Origin of the sequence: Burkholderia sp. Bp9015, from assembly GCF_003853505.1 — a bacterium.
Lineage (GTDB): Bacteria > Pseudomonadota > Gammaproteobacteria > Burkholderiales > Burkholderiaceae > Burkholderia.
The window spans coordinates 71,083-91,633 of the sequence record NZ_QTPZ01000013.1 but is presented as its reverse complement, the minus strand read 5'-3'; the positions used below and the strand labels follow the sequence as shown (position 1 = coordinate 91,633).

The 20,551-nt window shown below is 67.8% G+C and carries 18 protein-coding genes and 1 riboswitch; of the genes, 7 read left to right on the top strand and 11 right to left on the bottom strand.

From position 1 onward, the window contains the following. Window positions 1–27: 27 nt before the first annotated feature. Together miaB and DIE12_RS16125 are read right to left on the bottom strand one after the other, a co-directional pair. Entirely contained in the window at window positions 28–1,401 is a 1,374-nt protein-coding gene (gene miaB, locus DIE12_RS16130; RefSeq protein ID WP_124521061.1) for a tRNA (N6-isopentenyl adenosine(37)-C2)-methylthiotransferase MiaB, read from the bottom strand. A 273-nt stretch (window positions 1,402–1,674) separates the two neighbouring features. Further along, the gene (locus tag DIE12_RS16125; protein WP_044846801.1) at window positions 1,675–2,607 is read right to left on the bottom strand and encodes a LysR family transcriptional regulator; all 933 of its coding nucleotides are present in this window, start codon (window positions 2,605–2,607) and stop codon (window positions 1,675–1,677) included. A gap of 147 nt (window positions 2,608–2,754) precedes the next feature. Between DIE12_RS16125 and DIE12_RS16120 the strand changes: the two genes are divergently transcribed. From DIE12_RS16120 to ribB, 3 genes are all read left to right on the top strand, one after another. Then, the gene (locus tag DIE12_RS16120) at window positions 2,755–3,930 is read left to right on the top strand and encodes an MFS transporter (RefSeq protein ID WP_124488631.1); all 1,176 of its coding nucleotides are present in this window, start codon (window positions 2,755–2,757) and stop codon (window positions 3,928–3,930) included. Between the two features lie 217 nt (window positions 3,931–4,147). After that, the gene (locus DIE12_RS16115; RefSeq protein WP_044846799.1) at window positions 4,148–4,831 is read left to right on the top strand and encodes a helix-turn-helix domain-containing protein; all 684 of its coding nucleotides are present in this window, start codon (window positions 4,148–4,150) and stop codon (window positions 4,829–4,831) included. Window positions 4,832–5,020: 189 nt separating this feature from the next. Next, window positions 5,021–5,169: riboswitch (FMN riboswitch) on the top strand. A gap of 118 nt (window positions 5,170–5,287) precedes the next feature. After that, window positions 5,288–5,998 carry a 3,4-dihydroxy-2-butanone-4-phosphate synthase gene (ribB, locus tag DIE12_RS16110; protein ID WP_124488632.1) on the top strand — a complete coding sequence of 237 codons (711 nt, stop codon included), beginning with the start codon at window positions 5,288–5,290 and terminating at the stop codon, window positions 5,996–5,998. 91 nt (window positions 5,999–6,089) lie between these two features. Here ribB and DIE12_RS16105 read toward each other — a convergent pair whose 3' ends face one another. From DIE12_RS16105 to glpD, 4 genes are all read right to left on the bottom strand, one after another. Then, window positions 6,090–6,776 (bottom strand): HAD family phosphatase, encoded by a 687-nt coding sequence (locus DIE12_RS16105; RefSeq protein ID WP_124488633.1) that lies wholly within the window; start codon window positions 6,774–6,776, stop codon window positions 6,090–6,092. Between the two features lie 344 nt (window positions 6,777–7,120). Then, entirely contained in the window at window positions 7,121–7,837 is a 717-nt protein-coding gene (locus DIE12_RS16100; RefSeq protein WP_044846788.1) for an MIP/aquaporin family protein, read from the bottom strand. 96 nt (window positions 7,838–7,933) lie between these two features. After that, window positions 7,934–9,436 (bottom strand): glycerol kinase GlpK, encoded by a 1,503-nt coding sequence (gene glpK / locus DIE12_RS16095; RefSeq protein WP_124486895.1) that lies wholly within the window; start codon window positions 9,434–9,436, stop codon window positions 7,934–7,936. Window positions 9,437–9,541: 105 nt separating this feature from the next. Further along, a complete protein-coding gene (gene glpD, locus DIE12_RS16090) occupies window positions 9,542–11,065 on the bottom strand; it encodes a glycerol-3-phosphate dehydrogenase (RefSeq protein ID WP_124486896.1) in 1,524 nt (507 codons plus the stop codon). A 162-nt stretch (window positions 11,066–11,227) separates the two neighbouring features. Between glpD and DIE12_RS16085 the strand changes: the two genes are divergently transcribed. Next, the gene (locus tag DIE12_RS16085; RefSeq protein ID WP_185500335.1) at window positions 11,228–11,596 is read left to right on the top strand and encodes a hypothetical protein; all 369 of its coding nucleotides are present in this window, start codon (window positions 11,228–11,230) and stop codon (window positions 11,594–11,596) included. 91 nt (window positions 11,597–11,687) lie between these two features. On the opposite strand, the gene DIE12_RS16080 is transcribed toward DIE12_RS16085, so the two are convergent. Together DIE12_RS16080 and DIE12_RS16075 are read right to left on the bottom strand one after the other, a co-directional pair. After that, on the bottom strand, window positions 11,688–11,885 hold the full coding sequence (locus tag DIE12_RS16080) for a hypothetical protein (RefSeq protein ID WP_044846784.1): 198 nt from the start codon (window positions 11,883–11,885) through the stop codon (window positions 11,688–11,690). A gap of 315 nt (window positions 11,886–12,200) precedes the next feature. Continuing rightward, a complete protein-coding gene (locus DIE12_RS16075) occupies window positions 12,201–12,980 on the bottom strand; it encodes a DeoR/GlpR family DNA-binding transcription regulator (protein WP_044846783.1) in 780 nt (259 codons plus the stop codon). A gap of 223 nt (window positions 12,981–13,203) precedes the next feature. On the opposite strand from DIE12_RS16075, the gene DIE12_RS16070 reads away from it, so the two are divergent. The 3 genes from DIE12_RS16070 to DIE12_RS16060 all read left to right on the top strand — a co-directional run bounded on the left by DIE12_RS16070 (window position 13,204) and on the right by DIE12_RS16060 (window position 16,564). Further along, a complete protein-coding gene (locus DIE12_RS16070) occupies window positions 13,204–14,844 on the top strand; it encodes a gamma-glutamyltransferase family protein (protein ID WP_124521063.1) in 1,641 nt (546 codons plus the stop codon). Window positions 14,845–15,158: 314 nt separating this feature from the next. Continuing rightward, window positions 15,159–15,986: a ferritin-like domain-containing protein gene (locus tag DIE12_RS16065; protein ID WP_044846781.1), complete on the top strand. Its 828-nt coding sequence runs from the start codon at window positions 15,159–15,161 to the stop codon at window positions 15,984–15,986. 68 nt (window positions 15,987–16,054) lie between these two features. Beyond that, complete coding sequence (locus DIE12_RS16060) at window positions 16,055–16,564, top strand: hypothetical protein (protein WP_044846780.1); 510 nt, start codon at window positions 16,055–16,057, stop codon at window positions 16,562–16,564. On the opposite strand, the gene DIE12_RS16055 is transcribed toward DIE12_RS16060, so the two are convergent. The 3 genes from DIE12_RS16055 to DIE12_RS16045 form a co-directional block, all read right to left on the bottom strand. Next, the gene (locus DIE12_RS16055) at window positions 16,558–18,012 is read right to left on the bottom strand and encodes a DEAD/DEAH box helicase (protein WP_124521065.1); all 1,455 of its coding nucleotides are present in this window, start codon (window positions 18,010–18,012) and stop codon (window positions 16,558–16,560) included. The two genes, DIE12_RS16060 and DIE12_RS16055, sit on opposite strands and share 7 nt — an antisense overlap. A 129-nt stretch (window positions 18,013–18,141) precedes the next feature. After that, window positions 18,142–19,440 carry a cytochrome c gene (locus tag DIE12_RS16050; RefSeq protein WP_044844543.1) on the bottom strand — a complete coding sequence of 433 codons (1,299 nt, stop codon included), beginning with the start codon at window positions 19,438–19,440 and terminating at the stop codon, window positions 18,142–18,144. A gap of 19 nt (window positions 19,441–19,459) precedes the next feature. Continuing rightward, window positions 19,460–20,224: a c-type cytochrome gene (locus tag DIE12_RS16045; RefSeq protein ID WP_044844542.1), complete on the bottom strand. Its 765-nt coding sequence runs from the start codon at window positions 20,222–20,224 to the stop codon at window positions 19,460–19,462. Between the last annotated feature and the right edge of the window lie 327 nt (window positions 20,225–20,551).

Genomic DNA, 20,551 nt, shown 5'->3' with positions numbered 1-20,551 from the left:
GTCGGGCTCCTGTGGAACGTCAGTCGGTCAGTGGGTGGCCGCGCTCGCGTCGTCGCTCACGAGCAGCAGCTCGCCGCGCAGCGAGTGCGGGTACGCATGGTTGATCTTCACGTCGATCATCTGGCCGATCAGGCGCGGGTGCGACGCGAGCGGCGCCGGGAAATTCACGACCCGGTTGTTCTCGGTGCGGCCCGACAGTTCGTTCGGGTCCTTGCGCGACGGGCCCTCGACGAGGATCCGCTCGACCTTCCCGACCATCGACTGGCTGATGCGCGCGACGTTTTCCTCGATGGTCGCCTGCAGATGTTGCAGGCGTTTGAGCTTGACCTCGCGCGGCGTGTCGTCGTGCAGGTTCGCGGCCGGCGTGCCGGGGCGCGGGCTGTAGATGAACGAGAAGCTGGTGTCGTAGCTCATCTCGTGCACGAGCGCCATCATCTTGTCGAAATCCTCTTCGGTCTCGCCGGGGAAGCCGACGATCATGTCGGTCGACAGCGACAGGTCCGGGCGGATCGCGCGCAGCTTGCGGATCACCGACTTGTATTCGAGCACCGTGTAGCCGCGCTTCATCGCCATCAGGATGCGGTCGGAGCCGTGCTGGACCGGCAGGTGCAGGTGGCTCACGAGCTTCGGCACCTTCGCGTAGGTGTCGATCAGGCGCTGCGTGAATTCCTTCGGATGAGACGTCGTGTAGCGGATCCGTTCGATGCCGGGGATGTCGGCGACGTATTCGATCAGCGTCGCGAAATCGGCGATTTCGGACGAGCCGGCCGCCAGCGCGCCGCGGTAGGCGTTCACGTTCTGGCCGAGCAGCGTGACTTCGCGCACGCCCTGGTCGGCGAGGCCGGCCACTTCGGTCAGCACGTCGTCGAGCGGGCGCGACACTTCATCGCCGCGCGTGTACGGCACGACGCAGTAGCTGCAGTACTTCGAGCAGCCTTCCATGATCGACACGAACGCGCTCGGCCCCTCGACGCGCGCGGGCGGCAGGTGGTCGAACTTCTCGATCTCGGGGAACGTGATGTCGACCTGCGCGCGGCCGCTCGCACGGCGCGCGTCGATCATCTGCGGCAGGCGGTGCAGGGTTTGCGGGCCGAACACGAGGTCGACGTACGGCGCGCGCGACACGATCGACGCGCCTTCCTGGCTGGCGACGCAGCCGCCGACGCCGATCAGCAGGCCCGGCTTCGCTTCCTTCAGCTCGCGCACGCGGCCGAGATCGGAGAACACCTTTTCCTGCGCCTTCTCACGCACCGAGCACGTGTTGAACAGGATGATGTCCGCGTCTTCCGGGGTATCGGTCTTTTCGAGGCCTTCGGCCGCATTGAGCACGTCCACCATCTTGTCCGAGTCGTACTCGTTCATCTGGCAGCCGAAGGTCTTTACGTAAACTTTCTTGGTCATGGGGATTCGCCGTTCGCAGTGGTTGACCTGGGGGCGTCGTCAAGGGTGAATCGGGACGGCTGCTGCGATGCAGCGGCGCGTGCCGGTGCCGCGTGGCGGACCGGGGCGCGCAGCGCGCGTCGGGCGAGCCTCTCGCGCAACGCGTGAACGCGTGAAAAGCCGTCGGGAAAGCCTTCCATTATAGCTTTACGCGCCGTGCCGGGCGGGCGGCGGGTTGCGGCCGCGCGACGCCTTTCGTTGCATTCCGACCCTGATATGACGGCGCGGCAGCCGTCAGCGGCACGCGTTCAGCAGGTCGTCCAGCGCCGCTTCCTCGCGCGCGAAGCGTTCGGCGAGGAAGTCGAGCAGCACGCGCACGCGCGGCGCCATGTAGCGCTTGCTGTGATAGATCGCGTGCAGCGGCGCGTCCTGGTGCCGCCAGTCGGGCAGCAGCACGCGCAGCCGGCCGGCGCGCACGTCGTCGGCGATGTCCCACAGCGACTTCAGCGCGATGCCGTGGCCGCGCAGCGTCCATTCGCGGGTCAAGCCGCCATCGTTGGTCTCGAACGCGGTCGATACCGGCACCGTGTGGGTCTGCACCTCGTCGCCGCGCGTGAAGCGCCACGTGTTCATCGGGCCCGACGCGATCGTGATCACGTTGCAGGGAAAGCGGGCCAGATCGTGCGGGTCGGCCGGCACGCCGTGGCGCTCGACGAACGACGGCGCCGCGCACAGCACGCGCCGGTTCGCGGCGAGCCGGCGCGCGATCAGCGCGCCGTCGGGCGGGGCGGCGAAGCGGATTGCGAGGTCGATCTCGTCCTGCCACAGGTTCGACGCCGAATCGGACGCCGTCAGCGAGAACGTGACGCCCGGGTGCAGCGTGGTGAATTCGTCGAGCCAGTCGAGCAGCTGGTTGCGGCCGAAATCGGACGTCGACGACAGCCGCACCTTGCCGGCCACCACGTTGCGGCCTTCCTGCAGCAGCGCGTGCGCGTCGTCGAGCGCCTGCAGCGCCTGCCGGCAGCAGTTCAGGTAGAGCCGGCCTTCGTCGGTGAGCCGCAGCTGCCGCGTGGAGCGCTCGAACAGCCGCGTCGCGACCTTCGCCTCGAGCTTCGCAAGGCGCGCGCTCGCGGCGGCCGGCGTGAGGTTCAGCTTGCGCCCGGCCGCGGACAGGCTGCCCAGTTCGGCCGCCTCGACGAACAGCCGGATGTCGCCCAGTCGATCCATCGGATTTCCCAGAAATTTTTGAAAATGGTTCAAATGCCACGCCAATTATCAAAGATAGGCGTATTCGGGACAATGCGCGCAGATCCCGCCTTTTGTGCGGTGCGGCACCGACCGGGCGCCGCGTCCGCCGCCCTTTCGGAGAACGTCATGCCCATTCCGCTCCTGGCGCTCGCGATCAGCGCCTTCGCCATCGGCACCACCGAATTCATCATCATGGGCCTGTTGCCCGAAGTCGCGCACGACCTCGCCGTGTCGCTGCCGTCGGCCGGGCTGCTGGTCACCGGCTACGCGCTCGGCGTCGCGGCCGGCGCGCCGCTGCTCGCGGTGCTGACGAGCCGCATGCCGCGCAAGGCCGCGCTGCAGCTGCTGATGGCGATCTTCATCGTCGGCAACGTGCTGTGCGCGACCGCGTCCGGCTACGCGATGCTGATGGTCGCGCGCGTCGTCACGTCGTTCGCGCACGGCTCGTTCTTCGGGATCGGCGCCGTGGTCGCCGCGTCGCTCGTGCCGGCCGACAAGCGCGCGAGCGCGATCGCGCTGATGTTCACGGGCCTCACGCTGTCGAACGTGCTCGGCGTGCCGTTCGGCACGTTCGTCGGCCAGCTGCTCGGCTGGCGCGCGTCGTTCTGGATCGTCGCCGCGCTCGGCGTGCTGTCGCTCGGCGGCGTCGCGCTGCTGGTGCCGAACCGCCACGACAGCGGGCCCGTCGGCCTCGGCCACGAAGTGCGCGTGCTGAAGGAGCCGCAGGTCTGGCTCGCGCTGCTGATGACCGTGCTCGGCTTCGGCGGCGTGTTCGTCGTGTTCACGTATATCGCGCCGATCCTCGAAACCGTCACCGGCTATTCGCCGCGCGCGGTCGCGTTGATCCTCGTGCTGTTCGGCGCGGGGCTGACGGTTGGCAACACGCTCGGCGGCAAGCTCGCCGATCGCGCGCTGATGCCGTCGCTGATCGCGATCCTGGTCGCGCTGATGGCCGTGATGGCCGTGTTCGCGAAGACGAGCCACCTGCCGGTCGCGGCCGCGGTGACCGTGTTCGTATGGGGAATCGCCGCGTTCGCGACGGTGCCGCCGCTGCAGGCGCGCGTCGTCGAGAAGGCCGCGAGCGCGCCGCATCTCGCGTCGACGCTGAACATCGGCGCGTTCAACGTCGGTAATGCCGCCGGCGCGTGGCTCGGCGGCCTCGCGCTGGGGCACGGCTTCGCGCTCGACGCGCTGCCGTGGGTCGCCGTCGCGGTGACGTTCGCGGCGCTCGTCGTCACGTGGCTCGCGATGCGGCTCGATGCGCGCGCGCCGGCGCGCGGCGCCGCACCGGCCGCGCATTGATGGTGCATCGGGCGGCGGTGCACCGGCGCTATGGCGACAGGAAAAGGTTCGCGAGAAACGCATTCCTCCGCGATGCTGATAACGGTGTGAAGATAACTTCGTTTGCCGGGTCGGGGCCGGGTGATAGCGTCTCGATACGCGCCGTTCGTGGCGCAACCCGATTCCGATTCAGGCTTACCCCATTCGCAGGGCCGCGCGGCGGCCCGGAGGCCATGCTATGTCTTCACCCCTTGCGCTGGTGCGCGACGTGTCTTCCTTCGAATCCGGCAATGCCGTCGACGCGCGGACGTCCGCGTCGCTCGACGTCCTCGAGCAGGTCGTCGGCGTGAACCTCGCGCGCCTGCGCGCCGAGCGGCAGCTGTCGCTCGATGCGCTCGCGCGGCTGTCCGGCGTGTCGCGCGCGATGCTCGCGCAGATCGAATCCGCGCGCAGCGTGCCGTCGATCAAGGTGCTCTGCAAGATCGCCGCGGCGCTCAAGGTATCGGTCGCCGCATTCCTGCGCCGTCACGCGGTGAACGGCTTCGAGCACCTGGCGGCCGAGCGCGCGGCGCGCGTCGTCAGCTCGAACGGCCGCTTCTCGGCGCGTGCGCTGTATCCTGAAGGTGAACCGGCCGCGGCAGAGTTCCACGAGCTGCGGATCGCGCCGCTGCACACGGAGCCCGGCACGCGCCGCGCGCCCGGCACGACGGTCAACCTGGTCGTCAGCGAGGGCACGCTCGAAGTCAGCGTGCACGATCGCCGCCAGTTGCTCGCGACCGGCGACGCAATCGTGTTCGACGCCGACCAGCCGTACAGCCTGCGCAATCCCGGCGACAGCGAGGCGCGCGCGTTCCGCGTGACGGTGAGCCCCGAGGTGCCGCCGCGCTGGCTCGTGCCCGACGCCGCGCACGCGGCCGGCTGAGCGCGCGGGCGGGTCGCCGGGCCGGCGCCGGTTCCATCGGGACGCGCGCAGGCCCGGTGTCGGCCGTTCGGACGATGCCGTTAGACGGCGTCGTCAGTAAGGTTTTAGGTGTGGTTCGCTGCGCGGTGCGCGCAGCTGATGTATGCTTGGCCGGCCGTTCCACGGGGAGATCCCCGTGGCCGGTAATCAGTGCGTCTTCAGGGCGGGGCGAAATTCCCCACCGGCGGTAGGCTGGCGAAAGCCGGCGAGCCCGCGAGCGCCCGCGCATTTGCGCGGGGTCAGCAGATCTGGTCGAATGCCAGAGCCGACGGTCATAGTCCGGATGAGAGAAGATGTGCAGATAGTCATGTCCGTCAGGGCCGCTTTGCCGTCTGTGCGAAGCGGGTTGTCGTTCTGTCTGTTTGCAATGCCCTGAAACGTTTTTCGCCCAAATCGTAATCGCGAGGAGCGTTTCACATGTCCTTCAAGTCCGTTTCGTCGGCACCTGCCGACGCCTTTGCCGATCTCCCGTTGCTGGATTCCGAACCGGTGCCGCCGCGCATCGCCGCCGCACTCGACGCGTTGCGCGCGGGCCGCGCGGTCGTGTTGCAGGACGATCACGACCGGGAAAACGAGGCCGACCTGATCGTCGCCGCCGAACGCATCACGCCCGAGACGATGGCGCTCCTGATCCGAGAGTGCAGCGGCATCGTGTGCCTGTGCCTGACCGACGACAAGGTCCGCGCGCTCGAGCTGCCGCCGATGGTGCAGACCAACGAGAGCCGCAACGGCACCGCGTTCACCGTGTCGATCGAGGCGCGCGAAGGCGTGCATACCGGCGTGTCCGCGGCCGACCGCGTGACGACGATCCGCGCGGCGATCGCCGACGATGCGAAGCCGTACGACATCGTGCGCCCCGGCCACGTGTTTCCGTTGCGCGCGCAACCGGGCGGCGTGCTGGCGCGCCGCGGCCACACCGAAGGGACGGTCGACCTGTCGATCCTCGCGGGGCTGAAGCCGGCGGGCGTGCTGTGCGAGCTGATGAATCCCGACGGCACGATGACGCGCGGCGACGACGTCGAGCGTTTCGCGCAGCAGCACGGGCTGCCGATGCTGACGATCGCGGAGCTCGTCGAATTCCGCGAAGCGCTGGCGGCCGCGCGCGAGCGCTGCTGCGAGCCGGCCTGAGGGCCGGCATGGCGGGCGCACCGTGGCGCCCGCGGGTACGGCGTGCGCAGCGAGCCGCACGCCGGTGATGTCGCTCCGGCGCGGCGGTCGGTCAGGACTGCACGTCGCCGAATTCGCCGCGCAGGCCGGCCGCGACGAGCGCCGGCAGTTCATCCATCCTGCGCATGATCCGCGTGATGCCCATCGCGCGCAGCGCGTCCGCGTAGTTGTCGGGGATGTGGCTCGCGCCGACGAACGCGATCGTCTTCATGCCCGCCGCGCGCGCGGCGTTCAGGCCCGACACGCTGTCCTCGACGACGATGCAGCGCGCCGGCGCGACGCCAAGCGTGCGCGCCGCATGCAGGTACACGTCGGGGTAGGGCTTCGGCCGCGCGACCTGCTCGGAGCTGAACACGCGCTCGCCGAAGATTTCGGTGAGCGACGCGCGCTTCAGCGAACTGCGCACGCGCACGAGCCGGCTGTTCGACACCACCGCGGCCGGCAGGCCGACCTTCAGCAACGCGTCGCGCACGCCGGTGATCGGCGCGAGCGATTGCGCGAGACCGGTTTCGATGTTGCGCTCGACGGTCTCGATGAAGTTGTCCGGCATCCGGATGCCGAAATGCGCTTCGAGCCCCGCGAGAAAGCGCGACGTCTGCTGGCCGAACGCGGACTTCGCGGCGGCTTCGAAATCGAGGTGCGGGAAGGTGGCGGACAGCGTTTCGAGCAGCACGCGGTCGGCAATGACTTCGCTGTCGACGAGCACGCCGTCGCAGTCGCAGATAAGGTGATCGAGCATGATGGTGAAGAAGCGGGGTGTCGGCGACGCCGATCATGCCGCCATGATACGTGCTTTCGCGGCTGCGCCGTGCGGCGCGAGTGCCCGGTCACGATGACGCACCTCGTTGACGGAGGCGTCGTCGCGGCGCGGGCGGCGCGAGCGCGGCGGACTCGTCGTCGATCACCGTTCCGACCCGCGAGCCCTTGCGTGTCGCGAAGCGTGGTCCCGGCGTCGAAGTCGTCCGGTATCGGCCACGGGCGATTCGCGGTGCCGGCGAAGCGACGATCGCGCGACGAAGTGAGTGGCCGGAAGCGCGCGGCAGGCCGTGCCGCGCGCAGGCTCGAGGTCGAATGACGGCGTGCTCAGGCCATCGCGTGCAGGCGCAGATACAGGCCGGCCGCCGCGGCGCCGCCGAGCAGCGGGCCGATCACCGGCACCCACGCATAGCGCCAGTCGCTGTCGCGCTTGCCGGGGATCGGCAGCAGCGCATGCATCAGGCGCGGCGACAGGTCGCGCGCCGGGCTCATCGCATAACCGGTCGGCCCGCCGAGCGAGATGCCGATGCCGAGCACGAGCAGGCCGACCGGCAGCGCGTCGAGCGCGCCGAGGCCGACCTGCGGCGACGCGAGATACAGCACGCCGAGGATCAGCACGAACGTGCAGATCGCTTCGGTCAGCACATTGTGCGTGGTGCTGCGGATCGCGGGCGCCGTGCAGAACACCGCGAGCTTCAGGTCCGCATCGACTTCCTTCGCGAAGTGCTGGCGATACGCGAGCCACACGAGCAAGGCGCCCGCCATCCCGCCGAGCATCTGCGCGAGGATGTAGCCGCCGACCTTCGACCACGCGAACTTGCCCGCGAGCGCGAGGCTGATCGTGACGATCGGGTTCAGGTGCGCGCCGCTGAACGATGCGGTCACGTAGACGGCGACGAACACGGCCATCGCCCAGCCCATCACGATCACGATCAGGTCCGCGCCCTTGCCCTTGGTCTTCGCCAGCAGCACGTTGGCGACCGCGCCGTTGCCGAGCAGCACGAGAATGGCGGTGCCGATGAATTCTGCAATATAAGGTGACATGTTTGTCTCTCGTAGGTCGCGGCGGACTCGCGCGTTGCGCGGTCCGCCGGTGTTGTTGTATTTCGTTCGGAGTTCTTGTGATTTCTGCCGCGGTGCTTACTGCACGTCGTCGGCCCACGCCTTCGCGGCGCGCACCGCGCGTTGCCAGCCAGCCATGCAGCGCTCGACCTGCTCCTTCGGCATCGACGGCGAGAAGCGGCGATCGAGCTGCCACTGGCTGCGCACTTCGTCGAGGTTCTTCCAGTAGCCGATCGCGAGGCCCGCGAGGTAGGCTGCGCCGAGCGCGGTCGTCTCGGTGATCTGCGGGCGCACCGCGTCGACGCCGAGCAGGTCGGCCTGGAACTGCATCAGCAGGTCGTTCGCGCTCGCGCCGCCGTCGACGCGCAGCTCGCCGATGCTGATGCCCGAGTCGGCTTCCATCGCGGCCAGCACGTCGAGCGACTGGTACGCGATCGCGTCGAGCGCCGCGCGCGCGAGGTGCGCGGACGTCGTGCCGCGCGTGACGCCGAACACCGAACCGCGCGCCCGTGCGTTCCAGTGCGGCGCGCCGAGGCCCGCGAACGCCGGCACGAGATAGACGCCGTCGGTATGCGGCACGCTCGCGGCGAGCGCTTCGATTTCGGCGGCCGTCTTGATGATGCCGACACCGTCGCGCAGCCACTGCACGACCGCGCCCGCGATGAAGATGCTGCCTTCGAGCGCGTACTGCACGTCGTCGCCGATCTGCCACGCGATCGTCGTGACGAGGTTGTTCTTCGACTCGATCGGCTTGTCGCCGGTGTTCATCATCAGGAAGCAGCCGGTGCCGTAGGTGTTCTTCACCATGCCCGACGTCGTGCACATCTGGCCGAACAGCGCCGCGTGCTGGTCGCCGGCGATCCCCGCGAGCGGGATCTTCGACGCGAACACCGTGGTTTTCGTATGGCCGTAGATTTCCGACGACGCCTTCACTTCCGGCAGCATGCTGCGCGGGATGTCGAGCAGCTCGAGCAGCTCGCTGTCCCACTCGCGCGTGTGGATGTTGAACAGCATCGTGCGCGACGCGTTCGTCACGTCGGTCACGTGCAGCTCGTGCTTCGTGAAGTTCCACACGAGCCAGCTGTCGACGGTGCCGAACGCGAGCTTGCCCTGGCGCGCCTTGTCGCGCGCGCCCGGCACGTTGTCGAGGATCCAGCGGATCTTGGTCGCGGAGAAGTACGAGTCGATCGGCAGACCGGTCTTCGCGCGCACCTTCGCCTCGAGGCCCTGTGCTTTCAGCGAATCGCAGAAGTCGGCGGTGCGGCGGTCCTGCCACACGATCGCGTTGTAGACGGGCTGGCCCGTCTCGCGATCCCAGACGATCGTCGTCTCGCGCTGATTGGTGATGCCGATCGCGGCGATCGACGTGCCGTTCAGGCCGGTGCGCGTGACGGCTTCGGCGGCGACACCCGCCTGCGTCGACCAGATTTCCTGCGGGTCGTGCTCGACCCAGCCGGGTTGCGGGTAGATCTGTTCGAATTCCTTCTGGGCGATCGATACGATGTTGCCCTGGCGATCGAACAGCATTGCGCGGGAGCTCGTCGTGCCCTGGTCAAGCGCGAGGATGTACTGATCCTGCATGTCTCTCATCTCCATCCGTGGATTGGCGTAGTTGTGATGCGCGCCGCATGTTACGCGGCGCGTCGGTGAATCAACGTCGGTCAGGCAACTGCAACTGCAAACGGATCACGCGTGCGGCGCGTGCGCGGCGGCGAACCACGCATCGACCGCGGCCGTCACCGCGTCGAGCGTGCCCGGCGCCACGTGCAGGCCGAGCTTCGAGCGGCGCCACAGCACGTCCTGCGCGCAGGTCGCCCATTCGACGTCGCGCAGGTAGCGCAGTTCGGCATCGTGGATGCCCGGGGCGATCTCGGCGCCGAGGTCGGCGAGCGACGTCGCGCCGTCCACCACGCGTTCCGCGCGCGTGCCGTACGCGCGCGCATAGCGGCGCGCAAGCGCGGCGGGCAGCCACGGATGGCGTTTCGCGAATGCGTCGGCGAACACGTCGAACTTCGCGTTCGCGATGTCGCCGCCCGGCAGCGGCGCGCCGGCCGTCCAGGTCTTCGCGTCGCGGCCGAGCGCGCGACACAGCAGGTCGGCGGCTTCCTCCGCGAGCTTGCGGAACGTCGTGATCTTGCCGCCGAACACCGACAGCAGCGGCGCGCCGGCGCCGTCGTCCATCTCGAGGCGATAGTCGCGCGTGACGGCCGACGCGTTCGCCGCGTTTTCGTCTTCCAGCAGCGGGCGCACGCCCGAATAGGTCCAGTGCACGTCGGCCGGCGAGATCTTGCGCTTGAAGTAGCGGTTGATCGAGTCGCACAGATACTGCGTCTCGTCGCGATCGATCGCGACCTTCGCGGGATCGTTCGTGTATTCGACGTCGGTCGTGCCGATCAGCGTGAAGTCGTGCTCGTACGGAATCGCGAAGATGATCCGCTTGTCCGGGTTCTGGAAGATGTATGCGTGGTCGTGATCGAACAGGCGCCGCGTGATGATGTGGCTGCCCTTCACGAGCCGCACGCTGTGCTGCGCGCCGCGACCGAGCGCGCCGTGCAGCACTTCGCCGACCCACGGGCCGGCCGCGTTCGCGACCGCGCGCGCGCGCACGACGCGGATCGAGCCGTCCGCGTGCCGCAGCCGCGCTTCCCATTCGTCGCCGTGGCGTTCCGCCGACACGAGTTTCGTGCGCGTGAGGATCTCGGCGCCGCGCTCCTTCGCATCGAGCGCGTTCAGCACGACGAGGCGCGCGTCGTCGACCCAGCCGTCCGAATACACGAAGCCGCGCTTGATCGAGTCGATCAGCGGCGCGCCGGCCGCGTGGCGGCGCATGTCGATGCCGCGGGAGCCGGGCAGCAGTTCGCGCTTCGCGAGGTGATCGTAGAGGAACAGGCCGATGCGGATCAGCCAGGCCGGCCGCAGGTTCGGCATGTGCGGCATCACGAAGCGCAGCGGCCACATGATGTGCGGCGCCGCGCGCAGCAGCGTCTCACGCTCCTGCAGCGCTTTGCGGACGAGTCCGAATTCGTTGTATTCGAGGTAGCGCAGGCCGCCGTGAATCAGCTTCGTGCTGGACGACGACGTGTGCGACGCGAGGTCGTCCTGCTCGCAGAGCAGGACCGACAGGCCGCGGCCGGCCGCATCGCGCGCGATGCCGGCGCCGTTGATGCCGCCGCCGACGACGAGCAGATCGTAGCGATTCGGTTGGGTCACCTGCTGTCCTTATCGTCTGATGGAAATGGACGAACATGAAATGTTCGAATTCGAAATTTAACGAACGAAATCGAAAAAGTAAAGTTCGAAAAAGCGGGGCCAGTAGCGCGTGGCGCGATCCCGGACGATACTGGCGCAATCGACCGTTTCGCGAGGTGAATCATGCGTATTGGGATGTGGGTCGGCGCGTGCGCCGTCGTCCTGGCGGGGTGCAGCGCCGGCACGCCGCCGCTTGCCGGCAACTGGCGGGCGCCGTCGTTCGTCGACCTGCAGACGTCGTGCGGCGGCACCGCGCGCGACTGGGGCGCGGACGCGCAGCCGGTCTATTCGACGCTGTACGACGCGTATGTGGCGAAACGGTATCGCGGGCTGACGCAGGCGAACTATTGCGCGTTCGTAAACGAACTTTCGGCGCACTATGCGGCGCCCGACGCGGCGGGGCGCGCCGGATGGGTCGCGTATTTCAACGGCGCGCGCGCGCAGGCCGTCAGCTGGCGGGCCGCGGTCGATCCGACGCTGCGCGGCGGCTGACGCCGGAACGCTGCGGGAGGCGGGAAAAGCGCGGGAAAAGCGGCGCGGCCGGAAATCCGGCCGGCGCGCTCAAGTCAGGAACAGCGGGACTTCAGGAATAGCGGCATTTGATGGATCGCAACGCGGCGTCGCCGGTTTCGGTCACGCAGTATTTGCGTCCCGATCCCAGCCCTTCCAGCCGCACGAGCTGCTGTTCGAGCAGCGCGTCGAGTTCATCGCGATCCATGTCCCCGTGATCGGGGGCATCCTTCACAAGCAGTAGCGTGGCGAATTCATGCGGACTCAGCATCGTTCTCTCCATGGCAATCGGTTTGCCCGCGCAGCCGGCGCAAACGCCGCTGCGCGATACCCGGCGGGGTATGGCTTGGGGGGAAAGCTGTATTCGCCGGCCTTCGGATTCGCACACGCCTTGGCACGGGCGGATCGCGCGAACGGGCCGGGGAACTGGAGTCTAGTCGAGCGCGCGGGCAACGACAAATCGTGCCCCGTTAATTTTCAGTTTGACAGGCACGCAAACCGCTAGCGGTTCAGCGGGCGCGCCAACTTCTTGATTTCACTTGAAGTTTCAGGTGCGGTGCAGCATCGCGCGGGTCATTCCGCGGGGTCATTCCGCGACGTACACCTGGGTGCCCGCGTTCGCCACCGCGTCGGCCATCTCCGGCGGCAGTGGCTTGTCGGTGAAGAGTGCATGAACCTGGCTCAGGTGGCCCTGGCGCACCAGCGCCGGACGGCCGACCTTCGAATGATCGGCGACGAGGTAGACCGTGCGCGCATGCTGCATGATCGCCTCGGCCACGCGCACCTCGCGCGTGTCGAAGTCGCGCAGCGTGCCGTCGGCCTCGATCGCCGACGTGCCGATGATCGCGTAGTCGACCTTGAACTGGCGGATGAAGTCGATCGCGAGCTCGCCGACGATGCCCTTGTCCCACGGCCGCACGATGCCGCCCGTGATCAGCACCTCGCAGTCGGGATAGCCGCTCATCATCGACGCGACGTTCAGGTTGTTCGTGATCACGTGCAGCCCGTGATGACGATTCAGTGCGCGCGCAACTTCCTCGGTCGTGGTGCCGAGATTGATGAACAGCGACGCCTGGTCGGGGATGTGCGACGCGGCGAGCGCCGCGATGCGCCGCTTCTCGTCATGGAACATCCGCTGGCGCGCGGTGTACGACACGTTTTCCGAGCTGGTCGGCAGGCTCGCGCCGCCGTGGTAGCGGCGCAGCAGGTTCAGGTCGGCGAGCCAGTTCACGTCGCGGCGGATCGTCTGCGGCGTGACCGCGAAGTGCGCGGCGAGATCGTCGACGGTCACGAAGCCGTCGCGCTGCACCCATTCGAGCAGTTCCTGCTGGCGCGCGTTGAGGGTGAGGCGGGGATCTCGGGTCATGGCTCGGCGGTCGGATCGTGAGGCGGAGCGGGTATTGTAAGGGCGGGAAGGGCGTTCGACCGGCCTGCGGCGCATCACCGCCCGGAATTCATGCGGAAAGTACATGGATTCATGTGACAAATGAATTTGTGCGATCGCGCGGATCGCGCTGCAATGGCGGACTGTCCGCGCATGCCGGTCGTGCGTCCGGCGCGTTCATTCAGCTTTCGACGAGGTGGAACCGATGACTCGCTTCAACTGGCACAACCCGTATCCGACGACCCGCATCCCGGTATTCGCGCGCAACGTCGTGTCGACGTCGCACCCGCTCGCCGCGCAGGCCGGGCTGCGGATGCTGTGGAAAGGTGGCAATGCCGTCGATGCGGCGCTGGCCGCCGCGGCCGCGATCACGGTGGTCGAGCCCGTGTCGTGCGGGCTCGGCGGCGATGCGTTCGCGCTCGTGTGGGACGGCGCGCGGCTGTCCGGGCTGAATGCGTCGGGCGTCGCGCCGGCCGCATGGAGTCCCGACTATTTCCGCAAGCGCCACGGCGAGGACGCGCACGGCATCGCGAACAAGCCGACGCGCGGCTGGGACACCGTCACGGTGCCGGGCGTGATCGCGGGCTGGGAAGCGCTGCATGCGAAGTTCGGCTCGCTGCCGTTCGCGGATCTGCTCGAGCCGGCGATCGAGATCGCCGAGCGCGGCTATGCGGTGTCGCCGATCGTCGCGCACAAATGGGCGGCCGCGGTGCCCGAACTGCAGGGACTGCCGGGTTTCGCCGACACCTTCATGCCGCGCGGGCGCGCGCCGCACGTCGGCGAGCGCATATGCCTGCCGGGCCACGCGCAGACGCTGCGCACGCTCGCGAACGACGGCCCGCGCGCGTTCTACGAAGGCGCGCTCGCCGCGCAGCTCGCGGCGTTCGCGCGCGAAGGCGGCGGCGCGCTGACCGAAGCCGACCTGCGCGCGTACCGGCCGGAATGGGTCGAGCCGATCGGCAAGCGCTTCGGCCGTCATACGATTCACGAGATCCCGCCGAACGGGCAGGGCATCGCCGCGCTGATCGCGCTCGGGATCGCCGAGCGGGCGGGCCTGAGCGAATGGCCGGTCGATTCGGTCGACTCGCAGCACCTGCAGATCGAGGCGATGAAGCTCGCGTTCGCGGACGTCTATCGCTACGTCGCCGATCCGCGCGCGATGGACGTGACGCCCGCGCAGATGCTCGACGATGTGTATCTCGCGGAACGCGCGAAGCTGATCGATCGCGCGCGCGCGACGCACTTCGCTGCCGGCCGCCCGCAGTCGGGCGGCACGATCTACCTGTCCGCGGCGGACGAGCGCGGGATGATGGTGAGCTTCATTCAGTCGAACTATATGGGTTTCGGTTCGGGACTCGTCGTGCCCGGTACCGGCATTGCCTTGCAGAACCGCGGGCACGGCTTCTCGATGGACCCGGCGTCGCCGAACGTCGTCGCGGGCGGCAAGCGGCCGTTCCATACGATCATCCCCGCGTTCGTCACCGAGGAAGTCGACGGCCGCAGCGAGGCCGTGATGAGCTTCGGCGTGATGGGCGGCGACATGCAGCCGCAGGGCCACCTGCAGACCGTCGTGCGCATGCTCGGCTACGGACAGCAGCCGCAGGCCGCCTGCGACGCGCCGCGCTGGAAGGTCAATCGCGACTTCACGCTCGACGTCGAGTCGACGATGAAGCGCGAGACGGTCGACGGGCTCGCCGCGCGCGGCCATACGATCAAGTCGATCGACGATCCTTACATGGATTTCGGTTCGGGGCAGTTCGTGTGGCGTCTCGATCGCGACGATCCCGACCGCGGCTACGTGGCCGCGAGCGACAGCCGCCGCGACGGTCTTGCGGCCGGTTTCTGACGGAACGCTTCCAGCGTTGTGCCCGACGGGCGGCCGGATGGCCGCCCGTTTTGCCTGGATGCAGCGCATGCCGTCGCGCGCGCGCAACCGGTTCGAACAACTCATCTAACGATCCGCAACATGCGCGGCGGAACTGCGCGCGGCGGGCATGGTCAGTGCTTTGAAGCACGAACATAAAAGTCCGGCTAAGATGCCAGCATGGTTCGGCCGGACCAATCCACTAATAAATGCAAGCAAAACGTCGCCTGCGGGCACGCCGGGCCTGTGCGAAGAGAGGGGCCGGCCTGCCGCGCGACGACTGGGAGCGCATCACCATGCCTACTGAAACGACGCATGTCATGCCGTGGCGTATCGAGGACATCGACCTGAACCGGATCGATCGTCAGCGCGCCGCCGCGAACGAGGATCTGCTGCTGTTGCTGTGCGCGTCGTCGTTCATCGAAAGCGGCTCGGATCTCTACACGAGCAACCTGAGCGAGTTCTTCAACGACGATCCGGAAGTGTCCGCGTGGCTCAACAATGCGTGGGAGCACGAGGAACTGCAGCACGGGCGCGCGCTGAAGGCGTATATCGCGCACGTGTGGCCGGAGTTCGACTGGGACACCGCGTTCGCGAATTTCTTCGCCGAGTATTCGAAGACCTGCTCGGTCGACGCGTTCGAGAAGACCCGCGCGCTCGAGATGGTCGCGCGCTGCGTCGTCGAGACGGGCACGGCCACGCTCTATCGCGCGATCAACGAATGCTCGGACGAGCCGGTGCTGAAGGAAATCACCGACAACATCCGCTCGGACGAAGTGCGTCACTACAAGCACTTCTTCAAGTTCTTCAAGAAGTACAACAAGCTCGAAGGCAACGGCCGTCTCGCGGTGCTCGGCGCGCTGATGCGCCGCGTGATGGAAATCAAGAACGAGGATTCCGAGATCGCGCTGCGCCACGTGTTCGCAGTCCGCTACCCGGATCGCGTCGGCGACAGTCAATACAACCGCGAGCGTGCCGCGCGCATCAGCTCGCTCGTGCGGCGCAACCTGTCGGCCGACATGTGCGTGAAGATGCTGCTCAAGCCGCTCGACCTGCCCGCGAAGATCCAGCCGAGCGTCCACTATCCGCTGACGAAGATCACGCGGCACGTGTTCATGCGCTGATCGTCACCGCGCGGTCCGGCGCGCGTATGCTGCGCGATCATCATCTGCTTTTCACCGGGGCCGCCATCATGACCGATTCCCATCGCCACGCGCTCGAACAATGGACGTTCGACGCGTGGCCGCCGGCCGTCGTTGCACTGTTCGACGGCACCGCGCTCGAACGCCATGCCGACTTCGCCGCATCGCTGATCGTCGCGACCGACGACGGCCAGCTGCGCACGACGCTGCTCAGCGTCGGCGAGATCCACGCGCGCGACGCGCATACGCTGCTGCTCGCGCTCTGGCCGCAATCGCGCGCGGCGCGTGCGCTGACGCAACGGCGCGCGGCCGCGTTGACGCTCGTCGCGGACGGCGCATTCTTTCAGGCACAACTGAGGATCGAGCCGCTCGAAGGGGACTTCGGGGGCCTTGCCGGATTCGCTGCGACGATCGCGCACGGCGATGCGCAGCGGGTCGGCTATGCGCGTCTCGCGACCGGCGTCACGTTTGCGCTGGAAGGGGAGGCGCGCGCCGAGGTGCTCGCGCGCTGGCAGCGCCAGGTCGAGCACCTGCGGCGCGCGGCCGCGCGGCTTCAGTGACCGCGCTGGCCGCTGCGCGACGAACGGTTGCGGTTCGCGTGCGCGGCGTTGCCGTTCGCGGGACGCGCGCCGTTGCCGCCTGACGGGCGGCCGCCGCCGCCGGCGTTGCCGCTCGCACCGCCGGCCGCGCGCGGCTTGGCCGCCTTCGCGGCCTTCGGCTGTGCATTGCCGTCGCGCTTCGCGGCCGGCTGGCCCGAGCCGCCTGCACGCGGCTGGCGATTGCCGGCACCGCCACCACCGCCGCCGCCGTTGCCGCCGCGCGGCTGCTGGCCGCGGCGTTGCTGGATCGGCTCCGGCTTCGCGGTCGGATCGGGTTCGAAGCCCGCGATCACTTCCTGCGGAATCTCGCGCTTGATCAGCCGCTCGATGTCGCGCAGCAGCTGCTTCTCGTCGACACACACGAGCGACACGGCTTCGCCGGTCGCGCCTGCACGGCCCGTGCGGCCGATCCGGTGCACGTAATCTTCCGGCACGTTCGGCAGGTCGAAGTTGACGACGTGCGGCAACTGGTCGATGTCGATCCCGCGCGCGGCGATGTCGGTCGCGACCAGCACCTGCAGCGTGCTGTTCTTGAATTCCGCGAGCGCGCGCGTGCGGGCCGACTGGCTCTTGTTGCCGTGGATCGCCATCGCGCTGATACCGTCCTTCGTCAGCTGCTCGGCGAGCCGGTTCGCGCCGTGCTTGGTGCGCGTGAACACGAGCACCTGGAACCAGTTGTGTTCGCGGATCAGGTGCGTGAGCAGCTCGCGCTTGCGATCGCGGTCGACCGGGTGGATCTTCTGCGCGACGCTTTCCGCGGTGGTGTTGCGGCGCGCGACTTCGATCAGCGCCGGCGAATCGAGCAGGTTGTCGGCGAGCGACTTGATCTCGTCGGAGAAGGTCGCCGAGAACAGCAGGTTCTGGCGCTGCGGCGGCAGCTTCGCGAGCACGCGCTTGATGTCGTGGATGAAGCCCATGTCGAGCATCCGGTCGGCTTCGTCGAGCACGAGGATGTCGAGATCCGACAGGTCGATCGTCTTCTGCTGCATGTGATCGAGCAGACGCCCCGGCGTCGCGACGACGATGTCGACGCCGCGCTTGAGCGCATCGATCTGCGGATTGATGCTGACGCCGCCGAACATCACGGTCGAGCGCAGCTTCAGGTACTTGCTGTACGCGCGCACGCTTTCCTCGACCTGGGCGGCGAGTTCGCGCGTCGGCGTGAGGATCAGCGCGCGCACCGCGCGCTTCGCGCCGCGATGCTCGGCGTAGAACGTATGCAGGCGCTGCAGGATCGGCAATGTGAAGCCGGCGGTCTTGCCGGTGCCGGTCTGTGCGCCGGCGAGCAGGTCGCCGCCGCCGAGGACGGCAGGGATCGCCTGCTGCTGGATGGGCGTCGGCGACGTGTAGCCGAGCTCGTTGACCGCCTTGACAAGCGGTTCGGCCAGGCCGAGAGATTCGAAAGACATAGATACCACTCTTGAGTTTTATGATCGGCGACGCCTCGCGCGGCCAGCGCGGGGAACGGCGTCGCAAAAAAGCAAAGGGGCGCGGCTGCGGTTTCCCGCAGCCGCGCCCCCGTTTGTGTCGCGCGCTATTTAGTCAAGCGGCGCGGAACGCAGGTCGCTCACCTGTTGCGGCGAGATCGGCGTACCGTTGTTGCCCCACGACATCCGGATATACGTGACGACTGCCGCGACTTCCTGGTTCGACAGCGACTGTGCGAACGGCGGCATCCCGTACGGACGCGGATTCTTGAACGTGCTCGGCGGATAGCCGCCATTCAGCACCATGCGGATCGGGTTGACCGCCGATTCCATCACGATCGAATGGTTGCCCGCGAGCGGCGGATACGCCGGCGGCTTGCCCGCGCCGGTTTCGGCGTGGCAGGTCGCGCAGTTGTCCGCGTAGATCTTCTTGCCCTGGTCGAACAGCGTGTTGCCGAACTGCTTCGACGGCTCGTACTGCATGTTCTTCGGCGCTTCAGCCTTCTGCGGGATCGACTTCAGGTACGTCGACATCGCGCGCGTATCTTCGTCGCTCATGTACTGCAGGCTGTTGTGCACGACGTCGGCCATCGGGCCGAACACCGCGCCCTTGTTCGACACGCCGGCCTGCAGCAGGTCCGACAGCTCCTGCACGTGCCAGTCGCCGAGGCCGAGTTCCTTGTCGTTCGTCAGCGACGGCGCATACCAGTTCTGCAGCGGGATCAGGCCGCCCGCGAAGGCTGCCGAGTTCACCGGGCCGCCCATCATGTTGATCGACGTGTGGCACATCGAGCAGTGGCCGAGGCCTTCGACGAGGTACGCGCCGCGGTTCCATTCGACCGACTTGGTCGGATCCGGCTTGTACTCGCCTTCCTTGAAGAACAGCGTGCGCCAGCCGATCAGCAGGTTGCGGTTGTTGAACGGGAACTTCAGTTCGTGCGGACGGCTCGGCACCGAGACCGGCGGGACCGAACGCAGGTACGCGTAGATCGCGTCCGAGTCGGCGCGCGTGACCTTCGTGTAGCTCGCGAACGGGAAGCCCGGGTAGAGCAGGCTGCCGTCCTTCGAACGGCCGGTGTGCATCGCGCGGTAGAAGTCGTCCGACGTCCACTTGCCGATGCCGTCCTTGTCGTCCGGCGTGATGTTCGGCGTGTACATCGTGCCGAACGGCGTCGCCATCGGCAGGCCGCCCGCGAACGACTTGCCGCCGCGCACGGTGTGGCACGCGATACAGTCGCCGACGCGCGCGAGGTATTCGCCCTTCTTGATCAGCGCGGCCTGGTCGGCCGGCGTGGCCGCGACGGCGGCAGCGCCGTGCAGCGTGTCGTTGCCCGGCCACAGGACCGGCACGAGGGCGGCGGCCGCGACGATCGCGACAGCCGAGAGTGCAAACAGGGACTTGCGTTTCATTGTGTCTGTCTCCCTTGCCTTATTGCGGTTCGCTGCCGCAGGCGAGCGGAGTCTTCATCGAACGCGCCGGTGCCGGCACGGGGTTGGCGGGCGCCGGTTGCGCGGCGAGCCATGCGGTCACGGCCGTCACGTCTTCGTCGGAAAGCTTCGCGGCGATGTCGTGCATGCAATCCGGTGCCTTCGCGTGGCGGTTGCCCGAGCGCCATGCGCCGAGCTGTGCGCTCAGATAATCGGCGTGCAGGCCGACGAGGCCCGGGATCGCCGGCTGCATGCCGGTCAGCCCTGCGCCGTGGCAGGCCACGCAGGCCGGCAGCTTGCGCGACGGATCGCCTTGCGTGACGAGCTGCTTGCCGCGCGCGAGCGTGGCAGCCGGCAGCGTCGGCTTGGCCGGCGTCGGGTACGGCGGACGTTCGGCCGAGAAGTGCTCGGCGATTTCCTTCAGGTAATCGTCGTTCAGGTAGGTCAGCAGATAGTTCATCGGCGGGTACTTGCGCCGGCCATCACGGAAGTTGACGAGCTGGTTGTACAGGTACTCCGCCGGCTTGCCGGCAAGACGCGGGAAATAGTCGTTGTCCGTGCCCTGGCCGTGAACGCCGTGACATGCGGTACAGCCGCGCACACGCTCGGCCATCGTATCGGGTGCCTTGAGCGGCGCCTGCTGGGCGTGCGCTTGCTCCGTGGGCTTGGTCTGCGCTTGGGCAGCGCTCATAAGGCCCGCGCCACCGATCAGGAGAACGGCAAGCAACGGACGGAAGAGGCGTCTTGAAGACACACGAGACTCCATGTTTATTCGTCGGGGACCTGTCCGGGCTACGATCGGCTCGGCGCATGGACGGCAGGACAGCCGGGCTGCTGCGACGCGGCATTCTATCATCGATGGGTAATGACGGCTATTTGGCAAAAGGTCATCGGTTCCTGCCTGTTTACGACTTGCGACAATTTGACGCGCTATCTGCACGCATCGTGTGAACCGGCGTGCGCTTTGACCATCGAAGACCGTACACTCGCGGGTCGCGCGGCGCCGCCTCCGCCGCAGATCCAGTCATTTCTCCCGTTTCCGGATTCATCGATGACGTTCCTTACCGTGCCGTTGCCGTCTTCCCGCTGTCGT

What these genes read in the sequence shown, in the direction of transcription:
- glpK (WP_124486895.1), bottom strand. Translation starts at nt 9,436, where the DNA reads ATGCAGGATCAGTACATCCTCGCGCTTGACCAGGGCACGACGAGCTCC.
- DIE12_RS16125 (WP_044846801.1), bottom strand. Translation starts at nt 2,607, where the DNA reads ATGGATCGACTGGGCGACATCCGGCTGTTCGTCGAGGCGGCCGAACTG.
- DIE12_RS16060 (WP_044846780.1), top strand. Translation starts at nt 16,055, where the DNA reads ATGACCGATTCCCATCGCCACGCGCTCGAACAATGGACGTTCGACGCG.
- ribB (WP_124488632.1), top strand. Translation starts at nt 5,288, where the DNA reads ATGTCCTTCAAGTCCGTTTCGTCGGCACCTGCCGACGCCTTTGCCGAT.
- DIE12_RS16105 (WP_124488633.1), bottom strand. Translation starts at nt 6,776, where the DNA reads ATGCTCGATCACCTTATCTGCGACTGCGACGGCGTGCTCGTCGACAGC.
- DIE12_RS16065 (WP_044846781.1), top strand. Translation starts at nt 15,159, where the DNA reads ATGCCTACTGAAACGACGCATGTCATGCCGTGGCGTATCGAGGACATC.
- DIE12_RS16100 (WP_044846788.1), bottom strand. Translation starts at nt 7,837, where the DNA reads ATGTCACCTTATATTGCAGAATTCATCGGCACCGCCATTCTCGTGCTG.
- DIE12_RS16115 (WP_044846799.1), top strand. Translation starts at nt 4,148, where the DNA reads ATGTCTTCACCCCTTGCGCTGGTGCGCGACGTGTCTTCCTTCGAATCC.
- DIE12_RS16055 (WP_124521065.1), bottom strand. Translation starts at nt 18,012, where the DNA reads ATGTCTTTCGAATCTCTCGGCCTGGCCGAACCGCTTGTCAAGGCGGTC.
- DIE12_RS16075 (WP_044846783.1), bottom strand. Translation starts at nt 12,980, where the DNA reads ATGACCCGAGATCCCCGCCTCACCCTCAACGCGCGCCAGCAGGAACTG.
- DIE12_RS16120 (WP_124488631.1), top strand. Translation starts at nt 2,755, where the DNA reads ATGCCCATTCCGCTCCTGGCGCTCGCGATCAGCGCCTTCGCCATCGGC.
- DIE12_RS16085 (WP_185500335.1), top strand. Translation starts at nt 11,228, where the DNA reads ATGCGTATTGGGATGTGGGTCGGCGCGTGCGCCGTCGTCCTGGCGGGG.
- miaB (WP_124521061.1), bottom strand. Translation starts at nt 1,401, where the DNA reads ATGACCAAGAAAGTTTACGTAAAGACCTTCGGCTGCCAGATGAACGAG.
- DIE12_RS16050 (WP_044844543.1), bottom strand. Translation starts at nt 19,440, where the DNA reads ATGAAACGCAAGTCCCTGTTTGCACTCTCGGCTGTCGCGATCGTCGCG.
- DIE12_RS16045 (WP_044844542.1), bottom strand. Translation starts at nt 20,224, where the DNA reads ATGGAGTCTCGTGTGTCTTCAAGACGCCTCTTCCGTCCGTTGCTTGCC.
- DIE12_RS16080 (WP_044846784.1), bottom strand. Translation starts at nt 11,885, where the DNA reads ATGCTGAGTCCGCATGAATTCGCCACGCTACTGCTTGTGAAGGATGCC.
- DIE12_RS16070 (WP_124521063.1), top strand. Translation starts at nt 13,204, where the DNA reads ATGACTCGCTTCAACTGGCACAACCCGTATCCGACGACCCGCATCCCG.